The sequence below is a fragment of the Paracoccus litorisediminis genome (assembly GCF_009711205.1).
GTDB classification, from domain to species: Bacteria; Pseudomonadota; Alphaproteobacteria; order Rhodobacterales; family Rhodobacteraceae; genus Paracoccus; species Paracoccus litorisediminis.
In genome coordinates, this window is record NZ_WMIG01000004.1 from 283118 (window position 1) to 300328 (window position 17211).

The following is a 17211-nucleotide window of genomic DNA, read 5'->3' on the forward strand; positions in this document are numbered from 1 at the left end:
GCGGCGCTTGCACCCTTGGACGGGCTTGTCTAAGCCATTTCCAGCCCCTGACACGGACCATCATGCTGATCTTTATCGAACCGCGCATCGTCCTTCTTTCGGTCCCCAAGACTGGAACCACTGCGCTGGAAACCGCGCTGTCGGGCAAGGCCGAGATTGCCTTCCGCAACCGCCCCGAGATCAAGCATCTCAACCTGCGGCAATATCTGGGGCGTATCAGCCCGTTGCTGGCCCCGATCGGCGGCGCGCCGTTTGAATCCGTTGCCATCATCCGCGAGCCGCTGGACTGGCTGCGCAGCTGGTATCGCTACAGGACGCGGGCAGAACTGATCGGGCACGCGAACAGCACCGCTCATATCGGCTTCGAACAGTTCCTGCGCGAATATCTCTCGACCGGGAAACGCCCGCGTTATGCGCAGATAGGGCGGCAGAGCAACTTCCTGCTGGACGCCAGCGGCAAGGTCGCGGTCGACCATATCTTCCGCTACGAGGCGATGCAGGCGGCAGTCGATTTCCTCTCGGCGCGGCTGAGCACGCCGATCAAGCTGCGGCACAGCAACGTCTCGCCTCAGGCCGTGACCGATCTGTCACCCGAGACCGAGGTCATGGCCCGCGAGGTGTTGGCGCAGGAATATGCGGTTTGGGAAGCGGCGCGGATCGCTGCCGTCCCGGCCCCGGTTCAAGCCGGGCCGTAAAGCGACTTGGCGCGTTCCTCGAAGGCGCGGACGATGCGGACCATCGCCTCGTGAAAGACCACGCCGATGACCTTGCCAAGGATGGCGTTGCGGAATTCGAAATCGACAAAGAACTCGATCCGGCTGCCGCCCTCGGGCTGATCGGCAAAGGTCCAGCCGCTTTTGAGATATTTGAACGGCCCGTCCAGATATTCGGTGTCGATGCGCTTGCGCTCGGGCCAAAGCGTCACGCGGCTGCCGAAACGTTCGCGGAAAACCTTGAAACTGATGACCAGATCGGCCTCGATCACCTCGCTGCCATCGGGTCCGGGGCGGCGCGAGCGGATGCGAGCGGCGCTGTTCCAGGGCAGGAACTGCGGGTAGCTTTCAATATCTGCAACCAGCGCATACATCTGGTCGGCAGTATAGGGCAGGATGCGGCTGTCGCTGTGATGGGGCAAGGGTCGGTCCCGGAGCTTGTTCCGTTTTGGGCAGCACTTAGCAGGGGAAGGGGCGCATGAACAACCTAATCTGGCTGATCCGTGCGTCACGCTGGGCGCGCAACCCGCCCAGCGCCAGACGCGTCAGGCTGATCCTGGCCATCATTGCCATCTGCCTTGTGATCGTGGGCATCGAATGGATGGGCTGGTGGCCGGACTGGGCGACAATGGACCGCCCGCGCGGCATCCATATGCAAAGGCCCTGATCCGGACTGCGGCGACATGCCGCGCGCCGGAATGTTTCGGCGCGCGCGGTTTGCATCCGGATCTACAGCCCCACCTCCTTGAAGGTATTGCACTGGGCCAGCTGGCCGCTGGTGAAGCCGCGCTTGAACCAGGTCATGCGGTCCTGCGACGAGCCATGGGTGAACTTGTCGGGCCTGACTGCCTGACCGGCATTCTGCATCAGCGTGTCGTCGCCCACGGCATTGGCGGCGTTGATCGCTTCCTCGACATCGCCATCCTCGATCGTGCCGAATTGTTCATTCGCCTGCCGCGCCCAGATCCCGGCAAAGCAATCGGCCTGCAGCTCGGTCAGGACCGAGATGTAATTGGCATCGGCCTGACTGGATTGCTGGCGGATCTGCATGGTCTGGCCAAGGATGCCCAACAGGTTCTGGACATGGTGGCCGACCTCATGCGCCACGACATAGGCAAAGGCGAAATCGCCCCCTGCCCCCATCCGCTGCTGCATGGTGTCGAAGAAAGCCGTATCCAGATACAACTTCTGATCGTTCGGGCAATAGAACGGCCCCATGGCCGAGCTTGCCCCGCCGCAACCCGTCTGCGCCTGACCCGAGAACATCACCATTTGCGGCGAGACATATTCGACCCCGGCCTGTTCGGGCAGCACCTTGCCCCAGACCTCCTCGGTGTCGGCAAGGACGACCGACATGAACTGGCCGACCTCCTGCTCCTCAGGGGTCAGTTCGCGCTGCTCGGTGGTCTGCGAGCCCTGCTCCATCGACCCCATGATGGGCGAGATGTCGATGCCCAGAAAATAGCCCACCGCAAGCACCAGAAGCACGCCGACGATGCCGATGCCGCCTGCGCCGGTCACCCCCATGCCCCGCCGATCTTCCACATTGCGGCTTCCGCGTCTGCCACGCCACTGCATGTAAAAACCTCCAAGAACCGAAGCCCTGATACATAGAAGGCTACCCTAATCGCGCCATTCCACAAGCCACCACAAGGGTTGACAGTGTCGCAGCCGACGTTCAGCAAGCCCTTCTGACAAAGGAGCAACGCATGTTCGACTGGGTGGTTTCGACGATCGAGGGCTGGGGCTATTTCGGGGTTCTGATCCTGATGGTGGCCGAGAACGTCTTTCCGCCCATTCCATCCGAGGTCATCATGCCGCTGGCGGGCTTTCTGGCCGGGCGCGGCGACCTGAGCCTGACCATGGTCATCATCATCGGGACGCTGGGTTCGGTCATCGGCACGACCATGTGGTATTACATCGGCATGTGGATCGGTGAGGCACGCCTTAAGCGTTTCGCGGCCAAGCATGGGCGGCTGCTGACGCTGTCGCCCTCGGATATCGACATGGCGCGGGACTGGTTCGACCGGCATGGCGGGGCGGCGGTCTTTGCCGGGCGCATGCTGCCGACGATCCGCACGCTGATCTCGGTTCCGGCCGGCCTGTCGCGGATGCCGATGTGGAAATTCCTGATCTACACCGCATTGGGCAGCGTCATCTGGATCGGCGCGCTGGCGCTGGCAGGCCTGCTGCTGCATGAAAACTACGAACTGGTCGCAGGCTGGGTCGATCCGCTGTCGAAGCTGGTGATCCTGGCGGTGGTGGTGATCTATGTCTATCGCGTCATCACCTGGAAGCCTCACTGAGAAACCTCATTGAGATCACGCCATTGGGATTTGTCCGAAACCTGCCCAACCCGTAAGCGAGAGCCATGACCCAGACCTACAGCAAACAGTTGGGAATGCTTGCGGGCGCCGGATCGGCGGCCCTGCTGGCTGCCGCCCTGACCTTTCAGTTCTTCGGCTATGCGCCTTGCGAGTTGTGCATCCTGCAACGCTGGCCGCATCTGGTCGCGGCCATCATCGGCCTGCTGATCGCGGTGCTGGGCTGGAAACGCTGGCTGGCGCTTCTGGGTCTGCTGGCGGCGCTGGTGGCATTCGGCCTTGCCGTCTATCACACCGGGGTCGAGATGAAGATGTGGCTGGGTCCGCAGCATTGCTCGGGCGGAGTGACGGGGCTGGCCACCATGTCCACGGGCGACCTGATGGCCGCGCTGGAGAAGGCCCCGGTGGTGCGCTGCGACGAAATCAGCTGGCAGCTGTTCGGGATCTCGATGGCGGGCTGGAACGCGATCTGCTCGGCCATTCTGGCGGCGATCTGGGCCGCCTGCGCACGGGGCCGCAAAAGGGCTTTCGGGCAGGCCTGAAGGGCCTTTTCCCCAGCGAAAGATTGCACCCTCGGCTGGTATCGGATAGACCCGTCATCAACAAAATGTTGAGGCGATCCAGTGTCCGATACCCCCGATCACGATGATGACGACACCACCGAGAACGGCGCCCCGGAACGGGCGGTGATGCACCATGACGGGCCCGTAATCGACATCGCGAGCGAGATGCGCTCGTCCTACCTCGACTATGCCATGTCGGTGATCGTCAGCCGCGCGATCCCGGATCTGCGCGACGGGTTGAAGCCGGTGCACCGGCGCATCCTGTTCGCCATGCACGAGACCGGCAACACCCATGACAAACCCTATCGCAAGTCGGCCCGTCCGGTCGGCGACGTGATGGGTAAATACCACCCGCATGGCGACGCCGCGATCTATGACGCGCTGGTGCGGATGGCTCAGGACTTTTCCATGTCCCTGCCGCTGCTGGACGGTCAGGGCAACTTCGGCTCGATGGACGGCGACAGTGCTGCGGCCATGCGTTACACCGAAGTGCGGATGGACAAGCCCTCGGCCTATCTGCTCATGGATATCGACAAGGACACGGTCGAGTTTCAGGACAACTATGACGGCAAGGACCGCGAGCCGACCGTCCTGCCGGCGCGTTACCCGAACATGCTGGTCAATGGCGCGGGCGGCATCGCCGTCGGCATGGCCACCAACATCCCGCCGCATAACCTTGGCGAAGTCATCGACGCCACGCTTGCGCTGATCGAGAACCCGGACCTGCCGACCGAGCGCCTGATGGAAATCGTGCAGGGCCCCGACTTCCCCACCGGCGGCATCATCCTTGGCCGCTCGGGCATCCGCAAAGCCTATCTTGAGGGCCGCGGCAGCGTCATCATCCGCTCCAAGACCCGGATCGAGGAATCCCGCAACGGTCGCCAGATGATCGTGCTGGATGAAATCCCCTATCAGGTGAACAAGGCCACGATGATCGAAAAGATCGCCGAACTGGCCAAGGAAAAGCGCATCGAGGGCATTGCCCATGTGCAGGACGAATCCGACCGCAACGGCGTGCGCGTCGTCGTCGAACTGAAACGCGACGCCACCGCCGAGGTGGTGCTGAACCAGCTGTTCCGCTTTACGCCCATGCAGACCAGCTTTGGCTGCAACATGCTGGCGCTGAACGGCGGTCGTCCCGAGCAACTGGCGCTGCGCGACTTCCTGACCCATTTCCTGACTTTCCGCGAGGATGTCGTCGCCCGCCGCACCGCGTTCGAGCTGCGCAAGGCCCGCGAACGCGCCCATGTGCTGTGCGGTCTGGCCGTGGCGGTCAGCAATGTCGATGAGGTCGTCCACACGATCCGCTCCTCGGCCGATGCGGCCGAAGCCCGGCAGCGGCTGATGGAACGGCGTTGGCCCGCCCATGACATCGTCGAATATCTGAAGCTGATCGACGACCCGCTGCATCCGGTCAATGAGGACGGGACCTATAACCTGTCGGAAACGCAGGCCCGCGCCATTCTGGAACTGCGCCTGCAGCGCCTGACCCAGCTGGGCGTGCAGGAAGTCACCAGCGAATTGCAGACGCTGGCGGAATCCATCCGCGAATTCCTGTCCATCCTCGCCTCGCGCGATCGGATCATGGCGATCATCAGCGATGAGCTGCGCGAGGTTCGCAACAACTTCGCCGTGCCGCGCCGGACCGAGATCTCGGACTGGGCCGGGGACATGGACGATGAGGACCTGATCGAGCGCGAGGACATGGTCGTCACCATCACCTCGGGCGGCTATATCAAGCGCACGGCCTTGGCCGAGTTCCGCGCCCAGCGACGCGGCGGCAAGGGTCTGTCCAGCATGGCGACCAAGGAAGACGATCTGGTCACCACGCTGTTCGTCGCCAATACCCATACCGAACTGCTGTTCTTCACCACCGACGGCATGGTCTACCGGCTGAAAACGTGGCGGCTGCCTTTGGGCGGGCGCACGGCCAAGGGCAAGGCCATGGTCAATATCCTGCCGATCACGCAGGGCGTTTCCATCGCCGCCCTGATGCCGGTCGATGCGCCCGAAAAGGACTGGGACGACTATCAGGTGATCTTCGCCACTTCCGAGGGCGATGTGCGCCGCAACGCGCTGTCCGATTTCACCAATATCAAGTCGAACGGCAAGATCGCCATGAAGCTGCCCGAAGGGGTGGAACTGATCGGCGTGCGCATGGCCACGGAAAATGACGACGTGATGCTGGTCACGGCATCGGGTCGCGCGATCCGCTTCCCGACCACCGATGTCCGCGTCTTCAAGGGCCGCGATTCCACCGGGGTGCGCGGCATCCGTCTGGCCGAGGGCAGCCGCGTGGTCAGCATGTCGGTGATCCGCCATTTCGAGGCCGATCCCGCCGAACGCGCCGCCTATCTGAAAATGCGCCGTGCCGTTGCCGGTGCGCTGGATGACGGGGCCGAGGCCGATGACGACGAGGAAGCCGTTGCCGAGGGCAATATCACGCAGGAACGCTATGCCGAAATGTCGGCGGCCGAGGACCTGATCCTGACCATCACCGCCAAGGGCGCGGGCAAGATCAGCTCCAGCCACGACTATCCGGTGCGCGGGCGCGGCGGTCAGGGCGTCATGGCCATGGACAAGGCCATGCGCGGCGGCGATCTGGTGGCCAGCTTCCCCGTCGAGGGCGATGACCAGATCATGCTGGCGACCTCGACCGGGCAATCGATCCGCGTACCTGTCGACGGGATCAGCTTCCGGTCGCGTTCTGCCGGCGGCGTGCGCGTCTTCAATACGGCAGAGGGCGAATCCGTGGTTTCTGTTGCCCGCATCGCCGAGAATGGCGAGGATGAGGCCGAAGCCTGAGTGACAGCGGGGCCGGCGCGATCAGCGCCCGCCCCTGACCGCCGGGCCATGCAAGGGTGATGGCGGGGTGACGTTTTGAATTCACGCGACTCGCAGCTAAGCGAAAGGCTGCAGACGGGGTTTTTGGGCGTCATCGCCTTTGGGCTGATCATGTTCCTGCTGGTGCAGGCGCGTTTCCTGCTGATCTGTCTTGCCATCGCCATCATCATCTTTTCGCTGACCAGCGACGCGATTTCGGCCTTTGCCCGGTTGCGCGTGCCGAACTGGCTGGCAACGACCCTTGCCCTGATTGCCATTGCCATCAGCCTGCTCTGGGCGGCGACAACGGTGGTGGCGCAGGTCAATGAGGTCGTCTCAACCTCGATCCTTTATGCCGACCGCGCGCAGGCGGCGCTGTCCAGCCTCAGTCAACGCTGGGGGCCGCAGGTGCAGGAATCCATTGCCACCTTCCTTGGCAGCATCGACTTCGCGGGCTGGATCCGGTCGGCGGCCGGGCAGGCCTCAAGCCTGATTTCGGGCTCGGTGCTGGTGGTGACTTTTGTCGGCTTCATGTTCAGCGAAAGGATCTGGTTCCCGGTCAAGATCGAGAACCTGACCGGCGACCCCGCCCGCGCCGAAAACGTGCTGCACGTCATCCATACGATCATGCGCCGCGTGAACCGCTACCTTGTGGTCAAGGCAGCGATCAGCGCGGTCACGGCGGCGCTGATCTGGGTGATCTTCCGCGCCGCCGGGCTGGAGCTTTCGGGCGCCATGGCCACGCTGACCTTCATCCTGAACTTCATTCCCACCATCGGCACGATCATCGCCACCGGCACCGCGATCGCGGTCATTCTGGCGCAGACCGGCGACCCGACCGCGACCTTGATCATCGGCGGGGCCTGCACGGCGGTGCAGTTCCTGATCGGAAATATCCTTGATCCGCTGCTGCTGGGTCAGACGCTGCGGCTGTCCACGTTCGGGATCATCCTTGCGCTGGCCTTCTGGGGCGCGCTCTGGGGTATTGCGGGGACGTTTCTGGCGGTGCCGATCATGGTTGCGGTGATGATCGTCTGCGCGCAGATCCCATGGCTGCGACCCGTGGCGATCCTGCTGTCCCATGAGGGGCTGCCCGACGAGGAGCCCCCCGACCCATTACGGCTGCGCGGCTAATTCCCCAGCCGCGCCAGCGTTTTAACCACGCCCGTCAGCGTCGCCATCCCCATCGGCATCGCCGTTGTCATATTCGGGGGCCTCGTCGCGATGCAGCGGGACACGCGAAGGCGTGGGCTTGGGAACCGGAGGGGCCACGGGCTTCTCCAGCTTCTCGCTTTCGCGCAGGTGATTGGCCAATGTGGCCAGCACCTCGGGATTGCGCAGCCAGATGTCGCGTTGCGCGTAAGGGATCTCGATCCCCTCGGCGGCAAAACGCTCGACGACCTGATGGTTGATTTCCGAGGTCACACCGATGCCACCGTTGATATCGGACAACACGGCGCGGATCTCGAACATCATGCTGTCGGGGCCGAAGCCGCGGAACAGCACGGCGGGCGCCGGATTGATCAGCACGGTCGGCTGATCTTCGGCGATTTCCTGCAGGATCTGGGCCACCCGCCGCGTGTCGCTGCCAAAGGCCACGCCGATCGGCACGATGATCCGGCCCTGCAGACTGCCCCGCGTCCAGTTCGTCACCTGCTGGGTGATCAGGTCCGAGTTCGGCACGATCACGTTGTTGCGGTCGAAGGTCTGGATCTGGGTGGCGCGCACCGACATCTTCTTGACGACGCCCTGCTTGGTCCCGACCTCGATCCAGTCGCCCACCGCAATCGGGCGTTCGACCAGCAGAATTATGCCCGAGACAAAGTTCGACACCACCTGCTGCATGCCGAAACCGATACCGACCGACAAGGCACCGGCGACGATCGCCAGCGACGACAGGTCGATCCCCGCCGAGGTGATCGCCAGCAGCCCGGCCAGCCCCATGCCGACATAGCCCATCATCGACACGACGGCGTTCTGTCCGCCCACGTCCAGCTTGGTCTTGGGCAGGATCGAGGTGCGGAATGCGCCCTGAATGAAGCGCGTCAGGAAATAGCCGATGCAGAAGATGATCAGGAAGGTGATGATCGCCATTGGCGACAGGCTGACGCCGCCAAAGCTGAAACCGCGTTCGATCTTGGTCCACGCCTCGGCCAGATCGCTGCGCCTTGCACCCCAGATCAGCGCGAAAAGCGGCAACGACACCACGACCAGCGCAAAGCTGACCAGCACCGGCATCAGCGCGTCGCGCGCCGTCCGGTCGCCGCCCTTGGCCATTGCGTAAAGGTCGGCGATGAAGTCCTGCAGCACGATCAGCAGCGCCACCAGCGCCAGCGTCAGTACCGTCGCCCACAGGATCGCGTTGCCCGCCGTGACAAAGCCCGCTGCCGCCAGCACCGGCGAGGCCAGCGCGATCAGCCGCCCGATGGTGGCAAGGAAGGCAACGATCCGGGTGCGGTAATCAGGCGGGCCATCCAGCTGTGCCGGTCGCAGGCGGCGCAGCACGTTGCACAGCTGGAACAGGAAGAACCCGCCCAGCAGGATGATCACGAAATGCCAGACCCCGGCCGAGGCCTCGCTGAGCCGCTGCGGCACGGTCGCGGTGTCATTCTGCGAATGAAAGCCCGACAGCGGCAGCACCGTGCGCGAGATCAGCTGGTGGATGGCCGTGGCCATGGCCAACATGGTCGCGCGGAAGGCGGCCTTGCGTCGCTGATCCTCGGTCATCGGCAGCGGCAGCGAATCCGCGGTTCCCGGCGCGGGGAAGATCCGCCGGACCAGCCAGAAGCCGCCAAAGAACACCAGACCCGCGACCGGGATCGAGCGCAGCAGCGGCCCGCCCCATTTCCCGAACATGTCCGTCGCCAGCAATGCGGCGACACCCAGCACGATGCCAATCAGGGGGATGGCGATCTGCCCCAGCGACACGCCAAAGATCAGCGCCGCACGCGAGCGTTCGCTGGCCCGCACCGACAGCCGTGACGGAAGGGAATCGACCCAGCGCCGGCCCCGCGACAGCAGCAGGACCGCCGCCAGCAGGAAGCCTAGCGTAACAAGAATACGTTGAACAAAGCCGGGACCAGTGCCGAACTGGCTCCAGCGCTGCTTGACTTCATCATAGACATGAACGGCCAGCTGCCCCGCCTCGGCAAAGGCAGGACCCCAATTGGCCGGGTTCAGCGGTGAAGGCGTCTGGCGGATCAGCGCATAGGTCTGGCGCTGGCGCAAAGCCTGATCGACCTGCTGGATGATGCCATCGGCGCGGCCATAAGCCTCGACGGCCTTCAGACCCGGCGCCTGCAGCTCGGCCAGCTGGTCGTTCAGCTCTTTGCGGCGGGCGGCCACATCCTCGGATTCAGGGGGCTGGCCCTCGGCCGGAACCGTACCCAGCGCCGCGATCTGGTCCTTGAGCGTGGCGATCCGGGTCGAGTTGATGCCCTGCGCCGATTTGAAGCCGTCGCGCCATTTCACGACCTCTTCGCGGATCGATTGCAGCTTGGCCTCGTTCGCCTCGCCCGCTTCAAGGATCTGCTCGGCCTGTTCGGCGAGCTTGCCCCAGTTGTCGTAATTCGGCGCGTCCGGCTCCTGCGCGAAGGCAGGAGCTGACAGTGCCAGCGACAGCGTGACAAACAGCGCCGCGATCAGGACGATCAGTCGTTGCATCAGTCTCTCAGTCCTCGAAAACTTCCGGCAGAACGGCCGGCTTGCGGGCCAGCCATTGCGGCACGGGCAGACCCTTGGCGCGCAGGAATTCCGGGTTGAAGAGCTTGGTCTGGTAGCGCGTGCCGTAATCGCAAAGCACGGTCACGATGGTATGGCCCGGCCCCATCTCTTTGGCCATGCGGATCGCACCGGCGATGTTGATCCCCGAGGAACCGCCAAGGCACAGCCCTTCATATTCCAGCAGGTCAAAGACGACCGGCAGCGCCTCGGCATCGGGGATGCGATAGCTGAAATCGGGGGTGAAGCCTTCAAGGTTCGCGGTGATGCGGCCCTGACCAATGCCCTCGGTGATGGACGAGCCGGGGCTTTCGAACACGCCTTCGGTATAGAAGCTGTGCAGTGCCGCGCCCTCGGGATCGGCAAGACCAATCTTGACGCCCTTGGGTTGCAGCGCCATCGCCACCCCGGCCAGCGTCCCGCCCGAGCCCACGGCGCAGATGAAGCCGTCGACCTTGCCCCCGGTCTGTTCCCAGATCTCGGGGCCGGTGGTTTCGACATGGGCCTGACGGTTGGCGACATTGTCGAACTGGTTGGCCCAGATCGCGCCATTCGCTTCAGTCCGGGCCAGTTCCTCGGCCAGACGACCCGAATAGCGGACATAGTTGTTGGGGTTCTTGTAAGGGGCTGCGGGCACCTCGACCAGTTCGGCACCTGCCAGACGCAGCATGTCCTTTTTTTCCTGGCTCTGGGTTTCCGGGATCACGATGACCGAACGGAAGCCCATCGAGGACCCAACCAGCGCCAGCCCGATCCCGGTATTGCCGGCCGTGCCCTCGACGATGGTGCCGCCGGGCTTCAGCTCTCCGCGTGCGACCGCGTCCTTGATGATGTACAGCGCCGCCCGGTCCTTGACCGACTGGCCGGGATTCATGAACTCGGCCTTGCCCAGAATCTCGCAGCCGGTTTCCTCGGATGCGCGGTTCAGCCGGATCAGGGGGGTATTGCCGATGGCAGAGGCGAGGTCGGGGCAGATGCGCATGGCGGGCCTTTCGCGAAATGATCGTCCCCGGTCTACACGGGGCTGCCGGATGGCGGCAACCCCGCGGGGTCTGGACTTTGCGTGATCAGTCAGCCTGACGCGCGTCAAATTCCGCGCGCAGCCGGGCATGATTGAGTTCAAGCCACAGCGCCAGCGTCAGCAGCGGGCCGTTGCGCAGCTCTCCGGTCATGGCCATGCGCGTCAAATCCGCGCGGGGAATGACATGAGAGCGGATGTCCTCGTCCTCGATCTCAAGCCCGCCGAAACCCGCCGTCTCATCGGGCAGGCCGGCAATGCCGATATAAAGATAAAGGAATTCCGCCATCGCGCCGGGACTGGGATAGTTGTGCGGACCGGGGATCAGCCGCGAGATGCCAAGCCCCGCTTCCTCGACCCCTTCGCGCAGCGCGGCCTGTTCGGGCGTCTCTCCGGCATCGACCCGCCCGGCGATGGTCTCATAAAGCCAGGGCTGCGCGTCGCCGCGTGCGACCGGGCCGGGGCGGAACTGGTCGATCAGCATGACCCGATCGCGGACGGGGTCCCATGGCAGCACCACCGTCGCATCGCCCGAGACAAATACCGCGCGGCGCATGTCCGGCGACCAGTCGCCCCGATGGCGGCGTTGATGCAGCACATGCGATTCGACCGAGAAGTAATCGGCATAGGGTTCGTCCCATGTCGCCTCGCGCACGCGCTCCGCCCCCGAGGGTCCGATCTGCGGCAGATGCCCGGTCTCGGCCTCTGCCCGCAGGCGCGAGGCGATCCAGCTGGCGATCATCGGCAATCGCGGGCGCAGGGACGGCGCGGGACGGTCGGCCAGCCGGTCCAGCAACCAATCTGCGATGGCCGCGGCCAGTTCGGGCTGCCAATGACCGTCGCCCCTGTCATCGCCAATGCCCAGAACCTCGCGCCCGCCAATTTCGCGCGGCTCAAGGCCCAGAATATCGGCATAGCGGCGCAACTGGTCGGTCCAGGGCGTCTCCCATGCTGGGACATGGCCCGCACCGGGCTCAAAAGCCGGAAACCTGTCGGGCGCAATGCCCGCCATCGCCCCGCCCAGCAGCCTGCCATCCAGCGGTGGGGCCTTGATCGCCTCGGGCGCCAGACGCATGCGCAAGGCCGGATGGGCCAGTGCCCCGATCAGGACCGGCATCGGCTGACCCGTTTTCTGGGGAATTGCAGCGTTTTCTGGATCATCGCGCACCTGCCGAAAAAGAAGTTTGAAAATCTCGCATTTTTTCGCGGAAAGGCTCTTGCGCTTCAACCCCACCCCGTCTAAATCCGCGCCACCACCCAAGAAGCGCGGAGAGGTGCCGGAGTGGTCGAACGGGGCGGTCTCGAAAACCGTTGAGCCTGCAAGGGTTCCGTGGGTTCGAATCCCACCCTCTCCGCCACTTGTGGTGATTTTTCAAGACAATATGATGTCGCGCGCGAAGCTGAATGCTTCGCCTGACACCCATGGCGGCTTATGGCGCTGCGACCCGGCTCCTTGTGAGCAAGCCGGGTCTTTTGCGCCTGCGCAGGCGCGCCAGATTACTTCGCCGGCAGCTTTTCAAGCTCGGGGAAGGGCTGCCATGTCAGGTCCTTGCGGTTGCAGATGGCGTGGTCCAGCGCTCCTCCGGCCAGTTTGCCGTCGCGGATCGGGATGCCGACGCTGTGGACGCCGATATAGTTGCCCGAGACGTTCTTGCTGTCGGCGCGGACACAGACGCCCTGCAGCCCGTCAGGCAGCGTCGCGACATTCGAGATCTCGGCTTTGCGGATCGAGGACGGGTCATAGATCAGGCTTTCGGCCCCTGCGACGATCACGGCCTTCAGGGCGGCACTGGGTGGCACCGACTTGGCGATGGCATCGCTGTAGATATCGGTCGTGGTGCATGCGGCAAGGGTCACAAGACCCGCGGCAAGGATCAGCTTCTTTGGCATGTTCTGTCCCTTTTTTCTGGAATGCTTGTCCACACGGTATGGGCGAAGTGACCTAAAGGGAAGGCGCGCATTCGGGCATAACCCGCCTTTCCTGCGGCAAAAAGAAAGCCCCGCAGACCAGAAATCCGCGGGGCTTCACCGGAGCAATCGTTACGGGGCAAAACCGGGGGAGGACGGCCGCCCCCTCCGGTATTCCTTAGGCTTCTTCGTCGTCCCAGCCGCCGGCATCCGCGAAGTCGGCATCTTCCTCTTCTTCCTCGGGGGCGGGGGCCGGGGCCGCTTCGGCCTCACCGGCGAACATGCCCATCACGGCATTACCCAGCAGGACGCCGCCTGCGACACCCATCGCCGTCTGCGCGGCCCCGGCCAGAAAACCACCGCCCTGCGCATGGCCCATCGGACGCCCCATCGGCGCACCGCCATGGCCATAGCCCGGCTGCGGACGCGGTGCCATGCGCGGTGCCGGGGCAGCAGCGCCACCACCGAACATGCGCGACAGGAAGCCGCCCTGCCCTGCTCCCTGACGCGCGGATTGCAGCTGGTATTCCAGTTCTTCGATCTGCTGTTGCGCCGCGTTCAGCGCATGTTCCTGCACGATGACGGTCTGGGCCATGAAATAGGGCGCGCCGGGCTGACGGGCAATCTGGCCCGCGATGAAATGCTCGGCCTCGCCATCGCGCGAGGGATGCTGCCGTTCCACATGCGCAAGCTTGTCGAACAGGCCTTCGATGGCCTGCCTGTCGTTATGGTCCATGCCTCAAGTCTTTCCTTCTGACGGGTTATTCTTCCCGCTGGCCGGTCAGGCTCAGCAGAAGCTGGAAAATGTTGACGAAGTTCAGATACAGCGACAGCGCGCCCATCACCGCCAGCTTCTGGCGGGTCTCATCGTCGTGATGCTCAGCATATTGCAGCTTGATCGACTGGGTGTCCCATGCGGTCAGGCCGACAAAGACGATGATGCCGATGATCGAGATGGCGAATTGCAGCGCCGACGACCCCAGGAAGATATTGAGGATGCTGGCGATGATGACGCCGATCAGGCCCATCATCAGGAAGCTGCCGAACTGGCTGAGGTCACGCTTGGTCGTGTAGCCGTAGATGCTCATCCCCGCGAACATCGCCGCCGCGCCAAAGAAGGCCCGCGCGATCGAGGTCCCGGTATAGACCAGAAAGATCGAGGCCAGCGACAGGCCCATCACCGCGCAGAAGGCCCAGAACAGTGTCTGCGCCGTCGCGCCCGAGACCGTCTCGATACGGAAGGACAGGAACATGATGAAGCCCAGCGGCGCCAGCATCACCACCCATTTCAGCGGGGTGCTGAAGATCGGCACGTAGATCGCCGGGACCGAGGCCACCAGCATCGCCACCAACCCGGTCAGCGCAAGGCCAAGCCCCATGTAGTTGTAGATGCGCAGCATATGCGCGCGCAGTCCTTCGTCGTAATTGGCGGCGGGGGAAAAGCCGGCGCTGCGGCCCCGTGTCATATGTTCCATCGTGGTCTCCGTGGATCAGTAAAGGGTCGATGACAGGTCTTCGGCGATCTTCAGCAACTCATCCCGGTCGCCATGTTCGGCAATCAGGACATGCGCGGTTTCTCCGATCTGGAACCAGGCGACATTGCGGGCGCCGTGTTGTTCCACATGCGGCAGGGTCACCGCGAAATCCCCCGACCGCACCGCGAAATGGTTCAGACGGCCAAGGCTGCCCGCGTCAAAGACGATCTCGATCCCCGGCCCTTGTGGCGAGGGGAAGACCTGCGCATCCCGGATCGACCAGTTGCTGTCGAAGCGCGGCAGCAGAATGCCGGTCGAGGCGCGCAGCTCATCGCGGTCAAGCTCGTGGATCTGCGGCTGCGAGCGCATCGGCAGGCGGATCATGCTGGCCTCGCGCGCGGAAATCGCGGCGGCAACAACCGGATGTGGAGGCTGCGAGGCAACCACCTTGCCCACGGACAACGGACCCAGCCCCTCATTGGCCAGCCAGCCAGCCAGCAGAAGCGCCCCAACCGGGACCAGCCGCACCACCCGGCGCAGCCTTTCGTCGCGCTTGAGCGCCCGCGACAGGCTCAGGCCAGCCGCCCGCTGCGCGGAATTCGGTTCGGGTGCGCGGGCAAAACACAGCCGCAATTCGCGTTTCAGATGCAGATCCTGCATCACCCGCGCCGCAGCATCGGGTTGGTGCGAGAGGTATTCCTCGACCCGAAGCCGCTGCCAGTCGTCCAGCTGGTCATCGACATAGGCGTTGAGGTCGAGTTCGGAAATCGCGTCACTTGCCTGCTGCATCGCGTCCTCCCACCAATCTGAGCGCCGGGGTCTGCACCCTGCCCTCTTCGAAATCCCGCAACCTGGCCCGCGCGCGCGCCACCCGCGACATCAGCGTCCCGATCGGAACATCGGCCAGCTTGGCCGCCTCGGCATAGCTAAGCCCCTCGATCGCGACCAAGGACAGCGCCTCGCGCTGCTCATCAGGCAGGTCCATGAAGGCCAGCCGCAACTGCCCCAGCCGCACCACAGCATCCTGCGGCGCATCGATCGAATGCCCCGCAAGTCCGGCATATTCCGCCTCGCGCCGGGACTGGGCGCGGCGACTGCGCAACCGGTCCAGAAAGGCATTGCGCAGAATCCCGAACAACCAGGCCCGAAGGTTCCCCCCGACCCGGAAACCCCGGCGATGCTGGTGCCCGCGCAAAAGTGCCTCTTGCACAAGATCGTCCGCCTCGGCCTCGTCGCGCGACAGGGCCAGCGCATAACGGCGCAGGGCAGGAAGCTGCTGAAGGATCGGGTCCGGTGTCTTGCTCATCTTAAGGGATATACGGAGCCGAACGGATTTCTCATCCATGCTGGCAGAATTTTTTTGTTTCGCCCCAACGCGGGCGCTACCGTGCACCGGCAAGGTAAGTTCAATGCCGCCGATCTCCGCGACTTCGTGTTTTCGAACGCTTGGTATGCTGAAGCATTCCTGGGGAAGCGCTTTCCGCTTCGTATGGGATTATCGAGTCAGACCGCGGGAAATTTCTAGCGGTGTATTATCCGCTACATATCCACTGGCATCCCCTACTCGGCGCCATGTCCAGCTATGGGCCGATGGTGGGATCCGACCGGACGCTCTGCTTGACCGGGGGGCAATATCCCGGTGATCCCCGTTATCAAGGCGGTAAATTCCTGGAGGAACGACGACGATCAGACGGTGGTCGCTCACGCCCTTCGCAGGGTCGACACATTCTCGGGCGGTCGAATGGCGGACTATTTCCGCACATATTCCGTAAATGATGTGATTGATGACAACCGTTGCACAGACACGCTGAATGGCGGATTGCGCAACGACAGGCTCTATTTGGGGATCTGAGAGCGACCGCCTCTCAGTGGAGATCAGGGCAGCCGCTGCTTTTGGGCGGGCAAGGTTCCGACAGTCGTTTCGGAGACACGGGAAACGACGTGATCGATGGCGGCCAAGGCGATGATCGACTTTGGGGCAACCGAGGAACTGATACACCCTTGGATCGGCAGGAGACGATCTGTTGAAAGGCAGAGATAACTCCGATCGGCTTTTCGGCGAAATCGGCATTGACACGCTCAGCGGAGTGGCCGGGGCTGACCCCCTGATTGGGGGAAGTGGCGCGGATCTGCTAACCAGCGGAATTGGTGCCGATCAGTTCATTTTCCTGTCCTTGTCAGACGATTGTCGGATTCAACCATTTAGAAGCCGATCAAATCAACCTTTCGAAGATCGATGCGATCAGACCACGAGCACGAACGATGCGTTCAGGTTCATAGGTATGCCCAGTTTCATCCGTATAGCCGGAGAGCTACGCAGCGAACAGTTCGGCGGAAGCACCGTCATCATGGTGACACCAACAGCAATGGAAACGCCGGTTTCTCGATAATCTTGCGGGGAGCGCATACTTTGTGGTTGGCGGACTTTATCCTTTAGAAACGCTCTTTAAGGATAAAAATCTTTTCGGCGGATTTTCTTGCGATGACGGCGCCCGAGAGTCCTGCGCCGACGATGAGCAGTGTCATGATCCTTGGTCCCGATTTTCTGGCGGTGTGCCTGGTTGTTTCCGGGCTTTTGGGTTCAGGATTGGTAATTTGTGTGGGGTTTTCTGTCCAGCATTGGGGTTTTGGAGGGCTGGAATGCAGAAAGCCGCCCTTGGGCGGCTT

The 17211-nt window shown here is 63.4% G+C and carries 18 protein-coding genes, 1 tRNA gene and 1 pseudogene; 9 read left to right on the forward strand and 11 right to left on the reverse strand.

Annotated elements, in window-relative coordinates:
• Positions 1–62 precede the first annotated feature (62 nt).
• Positions 63–695 (forward strand): sulfotransferase family protein, encoded by a 633-nt coding sequence (locus GL300_RS11450; RefSeq protein ID WP_155039746.1) that lies wholly within the window; start codon positions 63–65, stop codon positions 693–695.
• Here GL300_RS11450 and GL300_RS11455 read toward each other — a convergent pair.
• On the reverse strand, positions 680–1135 hold the full coding sequence (locus GL300_RS11455) for a type II toxin-antitoxin system RatA family toxin (RefSeq protein ID WP_155039747.1): 456 nt from the start codon (positions 1133–1135) through the stop codon (positions 680–682). The two genes, GL300_RS11450 and GL300_RS11455, sit on opposite strands and share 16 nt — an antisense overlap.
• A 56-nt stretch (positions 1136–1191) precedes the next feature.
• On the opposite strand from GL300_RS11455, the gene GL300_RS11460 reads away from it, so the two are divergent.
• On the forward strand, positions 1192–1380 hold the full coding sequence (locus tag GL300_RS11460) for a hypothetical protein (RefSeq protein ID WP_155039748.1): 189 nt from the start codon (positions 1192–1194) through the stop codon (positions 1378–1380).
• A gap of 62 nt (positions 1381–1442) precedes the next feature.
• On the opposite strand, the gene ypfJ is transcribed toward GL300_RS11460, so the two are convergent.
• The gene (gene ypfJ / locus GL300_RS11465) at positions 1443–2291 is read right to left on the reverse strand and encodes a KPN_02809 family neutral zinc metallopeptidase (RefSeq protein WP_155039749.1); all 849 of its coding nucleotides are present in this window, start codon (positions 2289–2291) and stop codon (positions 1443–1445) included.
• Between the two features lie 131 nt (positions 2292–2422).
• Between ypfJ and GL300_RS11470 the strand changes: the two genes are divergently transcribed.
• From GL300_RS11470 to GL300_RS11485, 4 genes are all read left to right on the forward strand, one after another.
• Positions 2423–3019, forward strand: a complete 597-nt coding sequence (locus tag GL300_RS11470) for a DedA family protein (RefSeq protein WP_155039750.1) — start codon at positions 2423–2425, stop codon at positions 3017–3019.
• Positions 3020–3084: 65 nt separating this feature from the next.
• Entirely contained in the window at positions 3085–3579 is a 495-nt protein-coding gene (locus GL300_RS11475; RefSeq protein ID WP_155039751.1) for a disulfide bond formation protein B, read from the forward strand.
• A gap of 147 nt (positions 3580–3726) precedes the next feature.
• Positions 3727–6405 (forward strand): DNA gyrase subunit A, encoded by a 2679-nt coding sequence (gene gyrA / locus GL300_RS11480; RefSeq protein ID WP_155039788.1) that lies wholly within the window; start codon positions 3727–3729, stop codon positions 6403–6405.
• 75 nt (positions 6406–6480) lie between these two features.
• Positions 6481–7557 (forward strand): AI-2E family transporter, encoded by a 1077-nt coding sequence (locus tag GL300_RS11485; protein ID WP_155039752.1) that lies wholly within the window; start codon positions 6481–6483, stop codon positions 7555–7557.
• Between the two features lie 21 nt (positions 7558–7578).
• Here the strand turns inward: GL300_RS11485 and GL300_RS11490 are convergent, their stop codons facing one another.
• The 3 genes from GL300_RS11490 to GL300_RS11500 form a co-directional block, all read right to left on the reverse strand.
• Entirely contained in the window at positions 7579–10086 is a 2508-nt protein-coding gene (locus tag GL300_RS11490) for a DUF3772 domain-containing protein (protein ID WP_155039753.1), read from the reverse strand.
• A 7-nt stretch (positions 10087–10093) separates the two neighbouring features.
• The gene (locus GL300_RS11495; RefSeq protein WP_155039754.1) at positions 10094–11125 is read right to left on the reverse strand and encodes a cysteine synthase A; all 1032 of its coding nucleotides are present in this window, start codon (positions 11123–11125) and stop codon (positions 10094–10096) included.
• 85 nt (positions 11126–11210) lie between these two features.
• Positions 11211–12278 (reverse strand): NUDIX domain-containing protein, encoded by a 1068-nt coding sequence (locus GL300_RS11500; RefSeq protein WP_155039755.1) that lies wholly within the window; start codon positions 12276–12278, stop codon positions 11211–11213.
• 151 nt (positions 12279–12429) lie between these two features.
• Here GL300_RS11500 and GL300_RS11505 point away from each other — a divergent pair.
• Positions 12430–12519 (forward strand) — tRNA-Ser (locus GL300_RS11505).
• A gap of 139 nt (positions 12520–12658) precedes the next feature.
• Here the strand turns inward: GL300_RS11505 and GL300_RS11510 are convergent.
• The 5 genes from GL300_RS11510 to GL300_RS11530 all read right to left on the reverse strand — a co-directional run bounded on the left by GL300_RS11510 (position 12659) and on the right by GL300_RS11530 (position 15850).
• Positions 12659–13051, reverse strand: coding sequence for a hypothetical protein (locus GL300_RS11510; RefSeq protein ID WP_155039756.1), 393 nt, complete (start codon positions 13049–13051; stop codon positions 12659–12661).
• Between the two features lie 196 nt (positions 13052–13247).
• On the reverse strand, positions 13248–13805 hold the full coding sequence (locus tag GL300_RS11515) for a DUF2076 domain-containing protein (protein WP_155039757.1): 558 nt from the start codon (positions 13803–13805) through the stop codon (positions 13248–13250).
• A gap of 25 nt (positions 13806–13830) precedes the next feature.
• Entirely contained in the window at positions 13831–14544 is a 714-nt protein-coding gene (locus GL300_RS11520; RefSeq protein ID WP_155039758.1) for a Bax inhibitor-1/YccA family protein, read from the reverse strand.
• A 15-nt stretch (positions 14545–14559) separates the two neighbouring features.
• Positions 14560–15333, reverse strand: a complete 774-nt coding sequence (locus tag GL300_RS11525; RefSeq protein ID WP_155039759.1) for an anti-sigma factor family protein — start codon at positions 15331–15333, stop codon at positions 14560–14562.
• Entirely contained in the window at positions 15317–15850 is a 534-nt protein-coding gene (locus GL300_RS11530) for a sigma-70 family RNA polymerase sigma factor (protein WP_155039760.1), read from the reverse strand. Before GL300_RS11530 ends, GL300_RS11525 begins: the two co-directional genes overlap by 17 nt.
• Before the next feature lie 587 nt (positions 15851–16437).
• On the opposite strand from GL300_RS11530, the gene GL300_RS27430 reads away from it, so the two are divergent.
• Both GL300_RS27430 and GL300_RS11535 read left to right on the forward strand, forming a co-directional pair.
• The gene (locus GL300_RS27430) at positions 16438–16572 is read left to right on the forward strand and encodes a hypothetical protein (protein WP_425495923.1); all 135 of its coding nucleotides are present in this window, start codon (positions 16438–16440) and stop codon (positions 16570–16572) included.
• A pseudogene (locus tag GL300_RS11535) lies at positions 16560–16934 on the forward strand (hypothetical protein); the annotation flags it as partial. The gene GL300_RS27430 and the pseudogene GL300_RS11535, both read left to right, overlap by 13 nt.
• A gap of 43 nt (positions 16935–16977) precedes the next feature.
• Here the strand turns inward: GL300_RS11535 and GL300_RS26360 are convergent.
• A partial coding sequence (locus GL300_RS26360) for a hypothetical protein (RefSeq protein ID WP_211595041.1) occupies positions 16978–17211 on the reverse strand: 234 nt, incomplete at its 5' end.